The sequence below is a fragment of the Streptococcus hillyeri genome, from assembly GCF_003686955.1.
GTDB lineage: Bacteria > Bacillota > Bacilli > Lactobacillales > Streptococcaceae > Streptococcus > Streptococcus hillyeri.
The window spans coordinates 52,876-69,772 of record NZ_RCVM01000011.1; the positions used below are offsets into that span (position 1 = coordinate 52,876).

The window sequence follows — 16,897 nt, forward strand, 5'->3', positions numbered from 1 at the left end:
ACCTCCTACGGAGTTTCATTGCTAGATTTGAGCTTATCTCTATCGCAGTAGATGATTGGATGTACTTGTCGACTACTCGACAGCGTCCACCCTAATCATCCTTGCGGGGGGAACTACTACGAAATTGACTTTCAATTTCTGTAGTTCTCCCAAAAATCCGTTCATATCAAACAAATTCCCCTCGCTTTTTGATTTCTAAGCTCAGGCTGACACTGTCCACTGGACAGTGTCACTGATATGAATACTACTATAGCGAAAGAAACATGTTAGCCTCACTTCGTTCGGTAGTCCATCAAAAGTATTAGAGGTTCTAAAATGCTAATTTTGATTTTGGATGAGTATTACCTATCGTCATCACTATTGTTCATTTTATCAGAATTATGGTTAAATTTCAGCCGTTTCATAGGAAAAAGCAAAAAATCCACCCTAAGGCGGATTTTTATCTAATTGGTCGCACTCGTTTCTGCTTCGCTAACAGTTGTATTTTCAGATACGCTTGCTGATTCACTGTGGCTAGCCGTTGTTTCAGTAAGGGTTGTTGTGGTAATATCTCCCTGGATGTACAGAGCTATATCTCCTTTGCCTTTGACTGAAATCGCTTCTCCATAGTAAGGTTCTTGAGCAACAATAACACTACCGCGACTTGGTTTTTTCACCTCAACATAACCGGCTTCAGACTGAGTGTAAAATTTAATCCGTGACTCTGAGATTCCCAAAGTAGTTAATATGGTAACTGCTTGATTGTAAGTCAGTGCATTACCAGACTCATCTGTCGTCACATTTGGCATGATAATGTTATCTTTAGTCGCAACCTTAAAAACAATTTTTGTTGAATCTGTAATCGTATAAGTAGTCCCAGCTTCTGGCGTTTGAGAAATAATTGTTCCTACCTCAAATTCAGTTCCTTCAATATTCTCATAGCTGATATTTTCTTCTGCGACATGATAAGTTTCGATTAATTCTTTTTTAGCCTGTTCGTAAGTTTGACCTGTGTAGTTTGGCATTTCAAAACTCTTATGACCTAAGGAAACGTATAAATCAACTTTAGAGCCTTTTTTGCGGTTTGACCCTGCTGTAGGATTCGTTTTGACCACTCTTCCAGCCTCAATAGAGTCATTATCAATTTCGTAAACTTTTCCTAGCTTCAGACCAGCATCTTCAAGAGAATGCGTTGCCTCTTCCTGCGTTTGACCAACAATATCAGGAATAGTGACTGAAGGTGGCGTTGAAAGCGCCAAGTAACCAAAGAGGATACTAAACAACAACAGAACTCCTAAAAAGATTTTAAAGAGTGTTGCGATTGGATGACGTTTTTTCTTGTTTACTTTTTGTGAGGCTTGCTCTTGATTTTCCAAGATTTCTGGGGCTGCTTGCCCTATTTCAGGTTCTGGGGTTGGTTTTAATAGCTTATCACGAGGTGTTTTAGCTGTATTGGTTTCAACTTTAGGTAAGCTAGTTTTCGATTGCATACCGTCATCAAATGTCAAACGGCGCTCTCTTGCTCGACCAGAATCCAGTGCTGAAGAAAGGTCTCTAATCATTTGATAAGTCGAAACGTAACGATCTGTCAACTTTTTAGCTGTCGCACGCAAAACAACATTTTCCAAAGCCTGTGGCACGGTGTTATTTTCTGCTATAATCGACGGCAATGGTTTTTGAAAATGCTGCAGAGCAATCGTTACGGCTGAATCACCATCGTAAGGGATATGTCCGGTCAACATTTCAAACAGCATAATCCCCATGGCATAAATATCACTTTGAATGGTTGCTTTAGAACCACGCGCCTGTTCAGGTGATAAATAATGCACTGACCCGAGCATTGAATTGGTTTGGGTCAAACTGGTTTCAGCAAAGGCCACCGCAATCCCAAAATCCGTCACCTTGGCTCTACCATCTCTAGTCAAAAGCACATTCTGAGGTTTCAAGTCTCGGTGAATAATCCCTTTTTGGTGAGCTAACGTCATCGCTGACAAGACCTGTCTCATGATGCGAATGACTTCTTCATTTGATAAAGGTCCGTGGTCATGAATATATTTCTTCAAATCTGAACCGTCAACATATTCCATAACAAGAAATTGTTGACCATCTTCCTCACCAATGTCACGAATCGCAACAATATTAGGGTGAGAAAGTTCTGCCATGGCACGCGCTTCACGTTGGAAACGAGCGACAGCAACTTGGTCCGTCTGATAATTAGTCCGAAGCACCTTAATAGCGACTTCCTCATTGTCCAAAATCAGGTCATTTGCCAAGTATACATCGGCCATGCCACCACGACCAATAGATTTGAGAATACGATACCGACCAGCAAACAATTTGCCAATCTGAATCATTCCACGTCCTCACTTTCGACCGCAACTAAGGCAACGGTAATATTGTCAAGCCCACCTTCAAAGTTAGCTTGCTCAATAAGCGCCTCGGTCTTAACATCAAGACTTGTTTCTTCTGAAATGATATCAACAATCATTTGATTAGACACCAAATTGGTTAAACCATCACTATTAATCAGAAGATAGTCTTCCGCTTCCAAGACTTGTACTGCAACATCAATTTCAAGTGGCGCAGCCTGACCGACAGACTGTGTAATGATATTCTTTTGAGGATGAACAGCAGCCTCTTCTTCTGTCAATTGCCCTGCTTTTACCAAGGCATTAACCAAGGAGTGATCACTAGTCAAAAGGGTATATTGACCGTCTCGAATAAGTCCAATGCGAGAGTCACCGACATGGGCAAATATCGCCACATTTCCAAGAAAGGCAACAACTTCAACTGTTGTTCCCATCCCCTTGTAATCATCTGTTTGTCCAAGCTCATAGATTTTTTGATTTTCAGCTTCAATCGCTTCAAACATCCAGTCGCGAATTTCACTGAGTTCTGTAAACTCAGTATTAACCCAAGAGCGCCCCAAGTCTGTCACTGCCATTTCACTAGCAATATTTCCTGCACGGTGGCCTCCCATGCCATCTGCAAGGACAATCAGTGTAATATCACTTTTATTTGTGTATTTATTGATAAAATCTTGGTTATTGGAACGTTTTAAGCCAATATCCGTTTGTAATGCAATTTTCATAGTTGTATCCGCTGAACGTTGTCAGCTCTTCCTCCTAAGACACTAATCAACTCGACGGAATTTCGCAATGAAGAATCCGTCAGTCCAATATTGTTCTGGCGTGATAGTCAAACAGCCATCCACCACAATATCCTTCTGTGCATGTTCTAATGGTACCTGCTCAAATTGAGGATGCTGCGCTAAAAATGCTTTGACAACCTCTTGATTTTCTTCAGCTACAATCGTGCAGGTACTATACACCATTATACCACCTTTACGCAAGGTTTGACAAACACTTGATAGGATTTCCAGTTGCGTTGCTTGTAGGCTTGTAAAATCCTTGATGTCTTTATTATATTTAATATCTGGTTTACGTCGAATAAGACCAATCCCTGAACACGGGGCATCAACCAAAATTTTATCAAAGGTTTCTGGTTCAAAATGCTGGTGCACTTGACTAGCATCCATTTTTTGCGTTTGAATCCTGTCTGAAACACCTAAGCGTTCCGCATTTTCACGTATCAGCTGGAGCTTATGGTCATACAAATCTAAGGCTGTGATGGTTCCAGTTTTGAGATAGCTGGCCATGTGAACAGTTTTTCCACCGGGAGCCGCACAGGCATCCAGAACATGATCACCTTCTTGGATATCTAAAATCGGAGCAACTAACTGACTGGTCTCATCTTGAATGGTAATGGTACCTGATTTGAACCAGTCACTTGCAGCAAAATGACCACTGGCTTTCGTTAGACCAACTGGTGACAACAGTGACTTGTCCGCACCTGTTTCCTCAGTAATCTCATCCAATTGCGCAACATTCGCTACACGAACACTTGCTTTATTTCGCACAAAAAGACTTTCAAAAATAGCCACTGCACGGTCTTCGCCATACTGTTCGATAAGTTTTTTGACCAACCAAACTGGCAGTGAATACTTGATGGAATAACGTTTGTTCACACGCTTAATCGTATCAGGATCTGGCAGTGGCTCACTACTTAATTTGCGTAACACTGCATTTACTAGCTTCTCAGCCCCTTTTTTATTACCACGATTTTTGGCAATGGCTACCGCATCATTGACGACAGCGTGAGCTGGAATCTTATCGAGGTAAATCAGCTGATATAGGCTAAGCATCAATAAATCATAAACCCAGCTCTGCAATTTATCACGGTCCGCAATAACGTGTGACAGGTACCACTCTAGGGTTAACTTGCGAGCCACCGTTCCATAGACAATCTCCGTCACCAAGCCTTTGTCCTTTTCAGCCAACTGTGACTGAGAAAGCTGCTTGTTCAAAGCTAGGTTAGAATAGGCCCCCTCACGGAAAACCTCTTCTAAGATAAGCAAAGCCTGACCACGCGCTGTTTTTTTCCAATCATTCGCCAAAGCTATCACCTACTTCAAGATTTCGTCCAACGCCATTGAGAAAATCTGCAATCGCCATTTTAGGTTTTCCTGCTGGTTGCACAGTTTTCAAGGAAATAGCCCCTTGACCTGTTGCCACCACCAACTCTTTCTTGGTTTTAAAAATAATCTGTCCTGGCTTGCCATTTCCTTCTGCCAAAGCTGTTTCATAGACTTTGAAACGTTGCCCATCCAAGTAAGTGTGCGCCACTGGCCATGGATACATACCACGCACCTGATTGAAGACCTCACGATCTGATTTAGTCCAGTCAATACGCTCTTGTTCTGGGCTGATATTTGGGGAGAAGGTTGCTTGGCTATGGTCTTGAGGTTCTGGTTTAATGTCTCCAGCAATATAACCAGGTAAGGTTTCTAAAAGCAAATCACGACCAACAATAGCCAATTTCTCAAACATGGTACCAACATTATCTTCGTCCAAAATTGGCGTACTAGCCTTGGAAACCATATCTCCAGCATCCATTTCCTTAACCATTTCCATAATGGTTACCCCAGCTTCTGCCTCACCATTCATAATGGCATAATGAATTGGCGCACCACCACGGTATTTTGGCAACAATGAGGCATGCACATTAACAGCAAAGCCAACGCTATCCAAGAGTTTGGTTGGTAAAAATTGTCCGAAAGCTGCTGTCACAATTCCATCTGCACCTAAAGTCATCAGCTCTGCCATTTCTTCAGAACCTGATAATTTTTCTGGCTGATAAACCTTGAGATTGTGAGCCAGTGCCACTTCCTTAACAGGTGTCATTTTAATTTCTTTTTTACGTCCGACTGCGCGATCTGGCTGAGTTACGACTGCTAAAATGTCGTAACGACCATCCGCCAAAAGTCCCTTGAGAACTGTTGCCGAAAATTCAGGAGTCCCCATAAATAGTAATTTTGTCATGTGATATTCCTTTCACTGCTCTTAATCTATATCTATCTTAACATGATTTGTCTAAGATAGGAAAAGTAATGGCTTCATTCTCTAAAGGTAGGATATCTCCTTTTTCACCATAGTATTTAATTCGTAAGTATTCTCCCCATACCCTTGAACGCCCTATCCCCGTCTCCATCCAATTGTAGCGACTGATTGGAGTTCCCTTATATGCTGCATCAAAGGTATAGGGAATGTATTCAATCTCATTAGGGATGTTCCTAACCAAGGTTCGCCACTGACGTCCGGTGGCGTGACTTTTACAGATAAACATGACACGATCAACCGTAGAAAAATCAAAAACCTCTTTGGCACAAGTCACATTTTCCAAGGTATTGGTCGATTTTTTCTCTGCAACAATACAATCTTTAGGAATACCAGCTTCAAAAAGAAAAGCCATAATAACATCCGCTTCTGTCTGTCCTTCAAAATGCCAATCAGGATGTGGCGTGCCCGTCAAACTACGTCCACCGGTTACAAGAATCTTATCAACATAACCTTTTTGATAGGCTTCAATAGCCTTTTCCCAATGACCAGGGTGAGTCCCTGAAAAGATAAAAAGAACATCACATTTTTGGGGTGAAACTTCCTCACCAAATGTTACTTGTGTTAAAAAATCAATTTCTTCCTGTGTCAATTGACTAGGAACATCAGGAGTCTTAGATATCATTGGCTTCATTACAGTCCTTTCATTGCTAACATCTTACATCATATTCTGTGGTTCATGGTCAATGGCTAGTCTCAAATCTTTATTATTCGGTTCTTGTGTCCAATCCAAAATATCATTTAGAACAGCTTCAAGATTGTCCTCAAAGCGATATTTGATAATGATTTGATAATGGTATAAATTATGAGTTCTAGCGATTGGCTTAGGTGTTGGTCCTAAAATTTTGACTTTTTCTGATAAATAGCTGCGCAGCTTTTCCATGACTTGATAGCTCTTATTAATAAGTAAGGTTTCATCTCTGTGGGATAAGGTCAAACCAACCGTGTAATAGTAAGGCGGGTAGGATAGCTGTCTGCGAATGTTCATTTCATAGTGGTAAAAGCCCTCATAATCTTGATTTTTGGCAAATTGAATGGCGTAATGATCTGGGTTGTAGGTCTGAATGACTACCTCACCAGCCTTTTCTGCACGCCCTGCTCGCCCTGCAACTTGTGTCAATAACTGAAATGTTCGCTCAGCAGCACGAAAGTCTGGTAAATTGAGTGAGGTATCTGCATTAAGCACACCCACTAGAGTTACATTAGGAAAATCCAGCCCTTTTGCAATCATCTGAGTCCCAAGCAAAATATCTGCTCCGCCATTTCCAAAAGTCTCTAAAATCTTTTCATGAGCCCCTTTTTGACGAGTCGTATCAACATCCATTCGTAAAATTTTAGCCTCGGGTAACAACTCTGATAACTCGTCATAGGCTTTCTGAGTCCCCGTTCCGTAATAACGAATACTCCTGCTCTGACAATTTGGACAGACGTTAGGAATAGCTGCTTGATGCCCACAATAATGACAGTTCATCGTCCTAGTATCCATGTGTAAGGTCAACGAAATATCGCAATTAGGACATTCATCAACGTAGCCACAATCTCGGCACATGATAAAAGATGAGTAGCCTCTGCGATTAAGCATCAAGACAACCTGTTCTTTCTTGGCAAGACGCTCCCGAATCTTATCCAGTAAAAGAGGCGTAAAATTACCAGCCTCCTGCTGACCGATAACATCTCTAAAATCAACAATCCGTACCGTAGGAATTGTCGCTAAAGGATTAGCACGTTGAGTCAATTGTAAAAACTCATAGACACTTTTGCTGGCTCTGGCTCGACTTTCGATGGAAGGGGTCGCCGATCCCAAAACGAGGACCGACTGATGGAACTTAGCACGAAGCAGGGCCACATCACGAGCATGGTAACGAGGATTAGACTCTTGCTTATAAGTTGTTTCATGCTCCTCGTCGATAATGATTGCCCCAATATTTTCTAATGGAGCAAAAATGGCAGAGCGAGCACCAACAACCACCTTAGCTTTCCCAGACTTAATCTTGCGCCACTCATCAAATTTTTCACCGTCAGACAATCCCGAGTGCATAATGGCAACCTGTTTTCCAAAGCGTGAAATAAAGCGCTGCGTCATTTGAGGTGTTAATGATATCTCTGGTACTAGAACAATAGCCGTTTTTCCTAATTTTAATACCTTATCAATAATGTGAAGGTAAACTTCTGTCTTACCCGAACCTGTAATTCCTTGTAACAAAAATGGCTTGCTCTCTTGACCAATTTTTTCAGTCACACTATCAACCACATTTTGCTGCTGGGCATTGAGAGTAAGAAAAACAGTTTCCTCTACACGCTCAAAATACTCGTCTGAGCGATTTTGTTCTACTTCATAGATTTCTATCAAACCATGCTCAATAAAGTATTTGACAATAGAAGCTGAAAAAGCTTTATTCAGCTCTGCTATTTTACCATCCTGAGCATTTTCTAATAAGTAATCTTGTAATTCCAAACGTCTTTTAGCGCGATTTCCCAAATCTGCTTGAGAAAGTTTCTCTCGATTAACTCTATAAAAACGTTCGGTTTTGATGTTTTTACGGTCTTTAGCCAGATAATCAACTTGAATATGCCCCAAATTGACTAAACGGGCCACCCTATTTTCTAACGATTTCTCTAACTCATTTGCCGAAAAACTCGCCTTATCCCCAAAAATATCCCGACGGTCGTCCTCAGAAAGCGTTTCTAAAGCTATTAACCGCTTATCATACTGGCTATTTAAAAGATTAGGGAGCATCGTTTTCAAAATCGAAATCTTATAAGAAAATACCGTCTGCCTCATGGCATCAGCCAGCTCCAATTGCTCTTGATTAAGAACAGGTTCAAAATCTAAGACATCAACGATCTCTTTTAACTCAGTATCAGAATCCTCTAGAAAACCAACAACAAAGCCCTGAAGAAGCCTGTTTCCTTTACCAAAAGGAACATGCACCCTAGATCCCAAAGCAATGACATCCACCAGATGAGTAGGAACTTCATATGAAAAAGGTTTATCGGTCTGCAGCAGAGGCACATCGACAATAATCTGAGCTATTTTTGTCATAAGATTTCCTTTCTTAATTGTTACGCCAAGTTAAAATCAATTAGTTTTTATTTAGTATTTTTGTTAGCACTTCTCCTAATGTGGTGTGGGGCGCTCAAAAGGTCTAGGAAACCTTTTGAGGTGGGGAATAAGGCGAACGAAGTTCGTCTCAATCGTTAAGGTCTGGGAGGCCTTTTGAGGTGGGAAATGAAGCTGACGAAGTCAGTGTCAGAACCTCCTCTCCTACAGAGTTCCATTCCTTCTTGGCAAGCCTAGGTCTCCTTCGCTCCTAGGTTTCTAAGCTCAGGCTGAAACTGTCCACTGGAGAATTTCACCCCCACGAGGTTGGGACATAAATATCTCAACCTTCTATTTTTAATAGTAATAACAGATTGACGCAGTGGTTGATTGGAGGTCTGCAACTGGACACTTCTTCATTTTCAAGTGTCCACCTAAAATAGTCCACTGGACTATTTTACTACCACGCAATCGTTAGCGGCCATCCTAATCAACTGTGCGGAGGTGGGACGACGAAGTCAATTTCTTCGAAATCATGACTTCTGTCCCACTCTCTATCACCACTGCGGAAAGTGCTAGTTGTGGCGACTTCGTCGCTCGTAATGATTGCAGAAAATACCAGCAATAAGTATTATAAAATAACCATACGCTAAAGGGGAATTCATTGTGACTAAGACAATTTATCTTAAACGAGTTTACTATTTTAAAGCTAAAACACTATATCTTTAAGTCTCGGCAAAAAACTTGGTTTTTATCTCTTATACGTTTCCAAAACAAAAACTATCTGAATTGGACAACTTCTTGATATAAAGGAAAAATCCAAGATAGTATATCTTAGATTTTTTCTCCTTCTTCTTCTTTTTCTTTAGCAATTTGCTCTTTAATTTTACGTTCTTCTTCTTCTTTTGCCAGACGCTCTGCTTCGATACGAGCAAGAACTTGAGCACGTTTTGCCTCAGGATCTGGGTGGATAGTCACGTTTCCTGATTCAATTTCTTCTAAGGCACGTAGAGTGTTTTTAACAGACTTAAATCCTTGAGTAGGATTTGCACCAGCTTCCAATTCGTGCGCACGCTTTGCCTGTAAAATACAAAGTGAGTATTTTGAAGGCACCTTATCCAATAATTTGTCAATTGACGGTTTTAACATCATAATCGTAGTCTCTTTTCTAAATATCTTTAATCATATCGTTGTATTTTCCGATGACGCGTTCTACACGGTAATGCTCCGCCTCAATCAGACGTTTCACACGTTCAGCTGCCAATGGTACCTCATCATTAACCACTGCATAGTCATACTCACGCATCAATGCAATCTCTTCTTTAGCACGGGCAATACGCTGAGCAATCACTTCATCGCTATCTGTTCCACGACCAACCAAACGATCTTTGAGTTCTTCCAAATCTGGTGGCGTCAAAAAGATGAAGACACCATCTGGCACTTTCTTCTTAACTTGAAGAGCTCCCTGAACTTCGATTTCAAGAAAAACATCAATTCCCTTATCCAAAGTTTCATTAACATAAGTCAGCGGTGTGCCATAGTAGTTTCCTACATATTCAGCATATTCCAACATCTGACCGTTTTTAATCAACTCTTCAAATTCTTCTCGAGTACGGAAGAAATAATCTTTCCCTTCAACCTCTCCAGGTCTCTTAGGACGAGTTGTCATTGACACTGAATACTCAAATTTATGGTCTGGTGTTGAGAAAATCTCCTCACGCACAGTTCCTTTACCAACTCCTGATGGTCCTGAAAAGACAATCAATAAGCCACGTTCAGACATTGTAAAAATCCCTCTTCTAAAAATAACAGACTGCAATAACCATCACAAATCTGCAACAAAAACATTCATATTAGTTCCTATTATTGTAGCAAAATCGTGACTATTTTTCAAGAAGAGAACCGCTAAAAAACAAAAAGCCTTTCGGCTTCCTGTCTATTTAGCATAGTCAACTGCACGTAATTCACGAATGACAGTAACTTTAATATTTCCTGGATAGTTAAGGTTATCTTCAATTTTTTGACGAACCTTATGTGCCATAATGGTAACTTGGTCATCCTTGATTTTCTTAGGTTGTACCATGATACGAATTTCACGTCCTGCTTGAAGGGCGTATGCTTGTTGCACACCATCAAAGCCTGTCGCAATTTCTTCCAAGTCACGAAGACGTTTGATGTAATTTTCCATTGATTCGTTACGTGCACCTGGACGAGCTGAACTAAGAGCATCAGCCGCCGCTACAATAACAGCAATAACTGATTCTGGTTCGACATCGCCGTGGTGACTTGCAATAGTATTGATAACAACTGGGTGCTCCTTGTATTTACGAGCAAACTCCGTTCCGATTTCAACATGGCTTCCATCAACTTCGCGGTCAATGGCTTTACCCATATCATGTAAGAAACCTGCACGACGGGCTAAAGCAACATTCTCACCGAGTTCACCAGCCAAAATACCTGCTAGTTTACCAACTTCGACTGAGTGGCGCAGTACATTTTGACCATAAGAAGTGCGGAACTGTAAACGTCCCATAATCTTAATCAAATCTGGGTGTAGGTTTGGAGCACCAATTTCATAAGCAGCCGCCTCACCATACTCACGGATACGGTTATCAAGCTCATTGCGGTTTTTCTCAACCAACTCTTCGATACGCGCTGGATGGATACGACCATCTGCGATTAAAGCTTCAAGAGTTAAGCGAGCAATTTCACGACGAATTGGGTCAAACCCTGATAAAGTCACAACTTCTGGTGTATCATCAATGATGACATCAACCCCAGTCAAACTTTCCAAGGTGCGAATGTTACGTCCTTCACGACCAATGATACGACCTTTCATGCCATCATCTGGCAAGTGGACTGTTGTCACTGTCTGTTCCGTCACGTATTCACCTGCAATACGTTGCATCGCTTGCGCTAACAATTCTTTTGCTGTCTTGGTTGAACGGTCTTTAACTTCTTGCTCTGCTGCCTTGATGCGAGTTGCAATATCGTGAGACAAGTTATTTTCTGTCTCAGTCAAGATAACCTCACGCGCTTCTGCAATGGTCATATTGCCTACACGTTCAAGTTCGGCATATTTCTTAGCTTCGAGTTCTGCTAATTGTCCCTCACGCTCATCGATATTTCTAGATTTATCTGTTAGACTTTGCTCTTTTGATTCGAGCTGTTTCTCTTTGCTGACCAGACTTTCATCTTTACGATCAAGTGAAGAGGCACGCTCACTCAAACGTGTCTCCATCTGTTTCAACTCTTGACGCTCAGACTTAAATTCTTGCTCAATTTCGTGACGATACTTTCTAGCTTCTTCTTTTGCTTCTAGTAAGAGCTCTTTTCGATGAGCTTTACTTTCAAGTTCTGCCGTTTTACGGATATGCTCAGCTTCTGCCTCTGCCTGTCCACGTAAATTAACAGCATCTTGTTCTGCATTGAGAAGGGTTAGTTCTGCAGCTTCTTTGCTAGATTTCATCTTAGCTGAAATGCCTACATAACCAATCATTAAACCGACGAGGATAGAAACAACTGCTAATACAATATTTAACATTTGTTCACCTCTTATTCTTAGTTTTTTCAATCAAAACTATATTTAAGTTTATCATAAAATAAAGCGTTTCACAATCTAAAAATTGATTTTATGGTATGATAGAAGAAAATAATTTTTAGGAGAAAACCTATGACCAAAGAAGTTATTGTTGAAAGCTTTGAGCTTGACCATACGATTGTAAAAGCCCCTTACGTCCGCCTTATTTCTGAAGAAAAAGGCCCTGCTGGTGATGTGATTACGAATTTTGACATTCGTCTTGTCCAGCCAAACACAAATTCTATTGAGACTGCTGGGCTCCATACCATTGAACACTTGCTTGCAAAACTCATTCGCCAACGTATCGACGGTATGATTGACTGCTCACCATTCGGTTGCCGTACAGGATTTCACCTTATCATGTGGGGGCAGGTTGATGCCACAACCATCGCAAAGGTTCTCAAATCAAGTTTAGAAGAAATCGCAACTGTGACCAGCTGGGAAGATGTGCCAGGAACGACTATCGAATCATGCGGCAATTACAAAGATCACAGCCTCTTTGCTGCTAAAGAGTGGGCAAAACTCATCCTATCACAAGGCATCTCAGATAACGCTTTTGAAAGAAACCTTGTGTAATATCACCAATAACATCATGTGATAGCAATCGTTGAAAAAGACAAAAACGAGCCTCTTCGGAGCGCTCGTTTTTGTCTTTTTCAACGACTATTAATAGTCTAGGTTATCAGCATGACCTTTGGCATTTCCTACAAAGTAGCCTGTTTTACAATTGATTGAAAATAGATAGGTACCATCTGGTTTGAACATGTTGTAGTAACCGTTACCGTTGATAATATTAACTTTTTCCAAGATATAATCGTTACCTGTAATGTAACCACGCTCTTGAGCCGTTGCGACGATTTTTTCAAGAATTCCCTCGTTAAATGTCCAAGCTGGATTATTAGTATCAGCAATCACGTCAAAATTATAAGGCACGCGACTCAACTGGCGTTGCAGCGTGTTAACATCATAATTTGTGATACCATAAATGCTTGAAGCAGGTGCCGCCTGAGCTGGTGTTGTTACCGGTGCTGATGCCGCCCCATTAGTATTTCCAGAAACGCCTGTATTCGAACGCGCTTCTGCTACAACTGCTTGTAAGAGCGTATCTAAAGTAGCATTTCCTGTATTCAACGTTGCTGCAGTTAAATCATCTAGACTAGCATTGCTTTTTAGGTTAGCTACCACTTTTTCACCATCAACAATGGCTTCACTTTCGAATTTATCATTAACACTTTGTACGGCTTTTATTGATTTATTTAAACGCTCAAACTTCGTTTTAGCGTCATTGTAATAGCTACTACCCTCCAAGGCTTTGAGTAAGTTTTCTAGCTCTGACACCTTACCAAATTCACTATTTTTTAGTTTTGACTGGCCCTCATCTACAAAAAATGCAGCATATTTCTTGTTAAAGGCTTCAAGGTTTTGTTTTTCCTTCTTAGACACCTCTTGCTTGGCTTCAGTTGTGCTTTCCGTTTGCGTCACTGTTTCCTTAGTAGACTGTGATGAATTGTTTTGAAGCATACCATAAGTAATAGCAGAGCCTCCCAAAATTAAAGTAAGCACTGTACCTATCCATAGTCCCTTTTTCTTGTAAAATGGCTTCGCTGACTCTTCCTCACCAAGAGCAATTCTTCCATCTAAAGCATTAGAAGTCCCAAACTCTTCAGTCTTGTCAATAACACTGACTGGAATAGCTTCAGTCTTAGAGGTAATTTCTTCATCAACTTGTTTTTGATCTAACTCTTTTGTTTCTTCTAAATTCTCTTGTTGAGCCGCAACCAAGCTTTCAACATTTTGATGGCGCAATTCTGATAAATCACGCGTGTTTTCAAATTTTTGAGAATTAACTTCTTCACGATTTTGCTTGATGTATTTGTCTAGAATCGAATCATTCTCAGTGATGCCAACTTTCAATTCCGCTTCTTTGCGGACAGCTTCTTCAATGGTCATCTCTTTGGCCTGCTCAAAATTAAGTTTACCTTGAGGTTCTCCAGCCGTGTTTTTCTCTGACATAGTCTTCCTTTCTACGCTTGTTGGCGTCTCACTCTTTCTCCATAATATTGGTAAAGATCAACTTTTAACGTTCCGTTGTATAGTTTTCGTTTTTTATCAGCAACTGAACCATATTTCGTCTCAAAAGCTTCATCACTCGTTAAAATGAATTTACTCCACGTTTTGAGAGGGGCAAATGTTTCTCCCATTTCACGATAAAGAACCGTAATCGCATTATCATCCAATAAGCGTTCTCCATACGGAGGATTTGAAACGATAACACCATTAATCTTATCTGTGTGCAAATCTTGAAGGCGCATTTGTTTAAAGGTGATGACATCTGAAAGCCCCGCTTCTTCAGCGTTTTTCTTGGCAATTTCGACCATCCGTGCATCGATATCACATCCCATGATATCCAATTCGATATCATAATTTGCCTTACTTTCAGCTTCGTCGCGTACGCTTTGTACCAAATCCTTATCAACCCAAGGCCAAGCTTCAAACGCAAAGCTACGGTTAAACCCAGGGGCAATATTCATCCCAATCATGGCCGCCTCAATACAGAAGGTCCCAGAACCACAGGTCGGATCAATCAAGGGCTTATCAGGAAACCAGTTGGTCAACTGAAGAAGCGCTGCTGCCATATTTTCTTTAATCGGTGCACCACCTTTTTCCGTACGGTAACCACGTTTAAAAAGGCTTGTTCCCGTCGTATCAATCAAAACAGTCACAACATCTTTAAGAATGGAAACTTCAATTTTAAACTCAGGTCCATTCTCCATCAAGGGGACACCCTCAGGACGATGAAAATGCTTTTGAAGTTTTTTCACCACAGCCTTTTTAGTAATCGCTTGGACAGAAGGTTCATTGTGAAGTTTTGACTTAACACACTTGGCCTTAGAAATCGGAAATGCAGCCCCTAAAGGAAGATAATTTTCCCAATCTAAGGCAAAAACACCTTGGAAAAGCTCCTCAAATGTCTTAGCTGGAAAAATTCCAACAACAATCTTGATACGGTCCGCTGCACGTAACCAAAGGTTAGTTTCTGCGATAGTTTTAACATCTCCTGTAAAACGGACTTTCCCATTTTCTACTTGGCAATCAATACCTAAATTTCTAATTTCGCGTCCAAAGACCGCTTCTAGTCCCGCCGCCGCTGTGGCAATTAAATTAAATTTTTCTTTCATCTTGTTCCTTATTCACATATTATTAGCTCTATTATAGCATAAATAGAGACTTATAAGATTAAAATCCTTTTACGTTTCTTTTAGAAATACCACAAGAAAAGGGGACTAGAACAGCTGTCCTAATCCCATCCTATATGCAATTTTCTATAAGCCATGTTTTGTTCCAGAAGTGACTAGGTACCACTTCCTTCGATAATCATCTGTCTACTGTTTCCAGTCAAGATAGTCCGTTCATTTCCAGCTATCTCGTGCCCCTACCAAAGTTTGGGTTGCTAGCTTGAGGGGTTTACCGCGTTCCATTTTTTACGTTTCCATAAAAACTCCGTCACTGTGGCACTTTCAGAGGTACTAAGGCATATCAAAGACTTAGCCCTTTTCCTCGCCGTAACGCCAATGGCGTCCCTAGGCTTATTGTTTCACCTAGCACAAACACTACGAGCATCTCAGCTCGTGCTAGCATGGACTTTCCTCATGAAAAAACCTGTTTTTCATGCGATTATCCGAAAATTACACTCTAAACTTACCGTGATTATTCAACGATTTGCTTACCAAAAACTTCTTTTTCTAAGCGACTGATACGTTTAAGAATATCAAAATTCGTCACAGACGCTGACAAACGCGTTAAATCATTTAGCTGATTATGAGCACTCGTATACGGAGAAAGTTCTGGTTGCACGCGTTCTGATTCAAGTGGTGTTGTAAAGACTTGTGTTTCAGGCGCAAGAGGCGTTGTTTCAGCCATTTGATTTTTGAACTGCTCACGTAATTGTTCGTTCTCCTGACGAAGAGCTTGTAACTGTGCTTCGTAGGTTTCATAGTCCTTAATGATTTCATCTAAAAATTCATCAATTTCATCTTTATCGTATCCACGAAGAACAATTTTAAATTCACGCTCAAAAATATCTTTAGGACTTAACATAATTTTTGCCATAACACACACTCCATACATCACTATTAATTAATCAAAACATTATCAAATCTATACTACCTAAAAGTTATCGAAAAATCAAGTTATTACACTCAATCATATAAATCTGATACAAATTCATCTAAAGTGTCTATCGTAAGAACTTTTAACTCATAGTCCTCTTTCTTAGTCATCAACTCATAAAGGTATTTTAAGGATGTTTCGTGTTCACTGTCATAGAAGATATAAGCGCCTTGGGTATTGTTCAATAAAAATTGATTATATTGCCTAAATTGACTGGGATTTTCGTAACGCTCAAAGGCATATTTGACATAATCAACCGCCTTAAAGTGCGCTAATTTTTCCTGATTGCCTTCATTCCAATTTTCACCCTGATTTTCAAAAAGAAAGATTGTAGCAAGAGAAAAACCATAGTCCTCTTTCAGACTTTTTGCGACTTCCAGCACCCAATATTCAAAACCTAAGTTTCCCGTAAAAATAAGCCAATCAACACCATCTTCAGCCAACCTTATCAGATCTCTTTTGATAACTTTTTTGATAATGTCAATGCGTTGATCCTTGTCTTGAAAAATTCCCAGCTCCATATTTTTATAGCCAGTCACTAAAAAGCTAAATTCCCAAACTAACTTCCACCGTCTGTTAAAGTGGAAGTTAATCTGATAAAACCTCTAACAACCAGTGGAAATCCGTGTCAGGGTAAGTTCCACTGGTTTTTATAATGGTTGATTTTATTGC

14 protein-coding genes and 1 other RNA gene are annotated in these 16,897 nt (G+C 40.4%); 1 reads left to right on the forward strand and 14 read right to left on the reverse strand.

Going from position 1 to position 16,897, the window contains the following annotated elements:
* Positions 1 to 443 precede the first annotated feature (443 nt).
* The 9 genes from pknB to EAF07_RS06540 all read right to left on the reverse strand — a co-directional run bounded on the left by pknB (position 444) and on the right by EAF07_RS06540 (position 12,019).
* The gene (pknB, locus tag EAF07_RS06500) at positions 444 to 2,333 is read right to left on the reverse strand and encodes a Stk1 family PASTA domain-containing Ser/Thr kinase (protein WP_121835783.1); all 1,890 of its coding nucleotides are present in this window, start codon (positions 2,331 to 2,333) and stop codon (positions 444 to 446) included.
* A complete protein-coding gene (locus EAF07_RS06505) occupies positions 2,330 to 3,070 on the reverse strand; it encodes a Stp1/IreP family PP2C-type Ser/Thr phosphatase (protein WP_121835784.1) in 741 nt (246 codons plus the stop codon). The genes pknB and EAF07_RS06505 overlap by 4 nt, the downstream gene beginning before the upstream one ends.
* A gap of 42 nt (positions 3,071 to 3,112) precedes the next feature.
* Positions 3,113 to 4,435, reverse strand: a complete 1,323-nt coding sequence (rsmB, locus tag EAF07_RS06510; protein ID WP_121835785.1) for a 16S rRNA (cytosine(967)-C(5))-methyltransferase RsmB — start codon at positions 4,433 to 4,435, stop codon at positions 3,113 to 3,115.
* Entirely contained in the window at positions 4,425 to 5,360 is a 936-nt protein-coding gene (fmt, locus tag EAF07_RS06515; RefSeq protein WP_121835786.1) for a methionyl-tRNA formyltransferase, read from the reverse strand. The genes rsmB and fmt overlap by 11 nt, the downstream gene beginning before the upstream one ends.
* A 37-nt stretch (positions 5,361 to 5,397) precedes the next feature.
* A complete protein-coding gene (locus tag EAF07_RS06520) occupies positions 5,398 to 6,069 on the reverse strand; it encodes a YdcF family protein (RefSeq protein WP_121835787.1) in 672 nt (223 codons plus the stop codon).
* 24 nt (positions 6,070 to 6,093) lie between these two features.
* Positions 6,094 to 8,478, reverse strand: a complete 2,385-nt coding sequence (locus EAF07_RS06525) for a primosomal protein N' (RefSeq protein ID WP_121835788.1) — start codon at positions 8,476 to 8,478, stop codon at positions 6,094 to 6,096.
* 831 nt (positions 8,479 to 9,309) lie between these two features.
* A complete protein-coding gene (rpoZ, locus tag EAF07_RS06530; protein WP_121835789.1) occupies positions 9,310 to 9,627 on the reverse strand; it encodes a DNA-directed RNA polymerase subunit omega in 318 nt (105 codons plus the stop codon).
* 16 nt (positions 9,628 to 9,643) lie between these two features.
* Positions 9,644 to 10,258, reverse strand: a complete 615-nt coding sequence (gmk, locus tag EAF07_RS06535; RefSeq protein ID WP_121835790.1) for a guanylate kinase — start codon at positions 10,256 to 10,258, stop codon at positions 9,644 to 9,646.
* Positions 10,259 to 10,411: 153 nt separating this feature from the next.
* The gene (locus EAF07_RS06540; protein WP_121835791.1) at positions 10,412 to 12,019 is read right to left on the reverse strand and encodes a ribonuclease Y; all 1,608 of its coding nucleotides are present in this window, start codon (positions 12,017 to 12,019) and stop codon (positions 10,412 to 10,414) included.
* Between the two features lie 129 nt (positions 12,020 to 12,148).
* Here EAF07_RS06540 and EAF07_RS06545 point away from each other — a divergent pair, with 129 nt between their 5' ends.
* Complete coding sequence (locus EAF07_RS06545) at positions 12,149 to 12,631, forward strand: S-ribosylhomocysteine lyase (RefSeq protein WP_121835792.1); 483 nt, start codon at positions 12,149 to 12,151, stop codon at positions 12,629 to 12,631.
* A gap of 90 nt (positions 12,632 to 12,721) precedes the next feature.
* Here EAF07_RS06545 and EAF07_RS06550 read toward each other — a convergent pair whose 3' ends face one another.
* The 5 genes from EAF07_RS06550 to EAF07_RS06570 all read right to left on the reverse strand — a co-directional run bounded on the left by EAF07_RS06550 (position 12,722) and on the right by EAF07_RS06570 (position 16,746).
* Positions 12,722 to 14,068 (reverse strand): cell division site-positioning protein MapZ family protein, encoded by a 1,347-nt coding sequence (locus tag EAF07_RS06550; RefSeq protein WP_121835793.1) that lies wholly within the window; start codon positions 14,066 to 14,068, stop codon positions 12,722 to 12,724.
* 11 nt (positions 14,069 to 14,079) lie between these two features.
* On the reverse strand, positions 14,080 to 15,234 hold the full coding sequence (locus EAF07_RS06555; protein WP_121835794.1) for a THUMP domain-containing class I SAM-dependent RNA methyltransferase: 1,155 nt from the start codon (positions 15,232 to 15,234) through the stop codon (positions 14,080 to 14,082).
* Positions 15,235 to 15,376: 142 nt separating this feature from the next.
* An RNA gene (gene rnpB, locus EAF07_RS06560) (RNase P RNA component class B) lies at positions 15,377 to 15,742 on the reverse strand.
* A gap of 21 nt (positions 15,743 to 15,763) precedes the next feature.
* Positions 15,764 to 16,165 carry a DivIVA domain-containing protein gene (locus EAF07_RS06565; RefSeq protein WP_121835795.1) on the reverse strand — a complete coding sequence of 134 codons (402 nt, stop codon included), beginning with the start codon at positions 16,163 to 16,165 and terminating at the stop codon, positions 15,764 to 15,766.
* Positions 16,166 to 16,254: 89 nt separating this feature from the next.
* A complete protein-coding gene (locus EAF07_RS06570) occupies positions 16,255 to 16,746 on the reverse strand; it encodes an SLOG family protein (protein WP_121835796.1) in 492 nt (163 codons plus the stop codon).
* Positions 16,747 to 16,897 lie beyond the last annotated feature (151 nt).

Excerpts from the sequence above, each read along its gene's own strand:
- rpoZ (WP_121835789.1), bottom strand. The coding sequence starts at position 9,627 with ATGATGTTAAAACCGTCAATTGACAAATTATTGGATAAGGTGCCTTCA.
- EAF07_RS06525 (WP_121835788.1), bottom strand. The coding sequence starts at position 8,478 with ATGACAAAAATAGCTCAGATTATTGTCGATGTGCCTCTGCTGCAGACC.
- gmk (WP_121835790.1), bottom strand. The coding sequence starts at position 10,258 with ATGTCTGAACGTGGCTTATTGATTGTCTTTTCAGGACCATCAGGAGTT.
- EAF07_RS06555 (WP_121835794.1), bottom strand. The coding sequence starts at position 15,234 with ATGAAAGAAAAATTTAATTTAATTGCCACAGCGGCGGCGGGACTAGAA.
- pknB (WP_121835783.1), bottom strand. The coding sequence starts at position 2,333 with ATGATTCAGATTGGCAAATTGTTTGCTGGTCGGTATCGTATTCTCAAA.
- EAF07_RS06545 (WP_121835792.1), top strand. The coding sequence starts at position 12,149 with ATGACCAAAGAAGTTATTGTTGAAAGCTTTGAGCTTGACCATACGATT.
- fmt (WP_121835786.1), bottom strand. The coding sequence starts at position 5,360 with ATGACAAAATTACTATTTATGGGGACTCCTGAATTTTCGGCAACAGTT.
- EAF07_RS06505 (WP_121835784.1), bottom strand. The coding sequence starts at position 3,070 with ATGAAAATTGCATTACAAACGGATATTGGCTTAAAACGTTCCAATAAC.
- EAF07_RS06565 (WP_121835795.1), bottom strand. The coding sequence starts at position 16,165 with ATGGCAAAAATTATGTTAAGTCCTAAAGATATTTTTGAGCGTGAATTT.
- EAF07_RS06520 (WP_121835787.1), bottom strand. The coding sequence starts at position 6,069 with ATGAAGCCAATGATATCTAAGACTCCTGATGTTCCTAGTCAATTGACA.
- EAF07_RS06540 (WP_121835791.1), bottom strand. The coding sequence starts at position 12,019 with ATGTTAAATATTGTATTAGCAGTTGTTTCTATCCTCGTCGGTTTAATG.
- EAF07_RS06550 (WP_121835793.1), bottom strand. The coding sequence starts at position 14,068 with ATGTCAGAGAAAAACACGGCTGGAGAACCTCAAGGTAAACTTAATTTT.
- EAF07_RS06570 (WP_121835796.1), bottom strand. The coding sequence starts at position 16,746 with ATGGAGCTGGGAATTTTTCAAGACAAGGATCAACGCATTGACATTATC.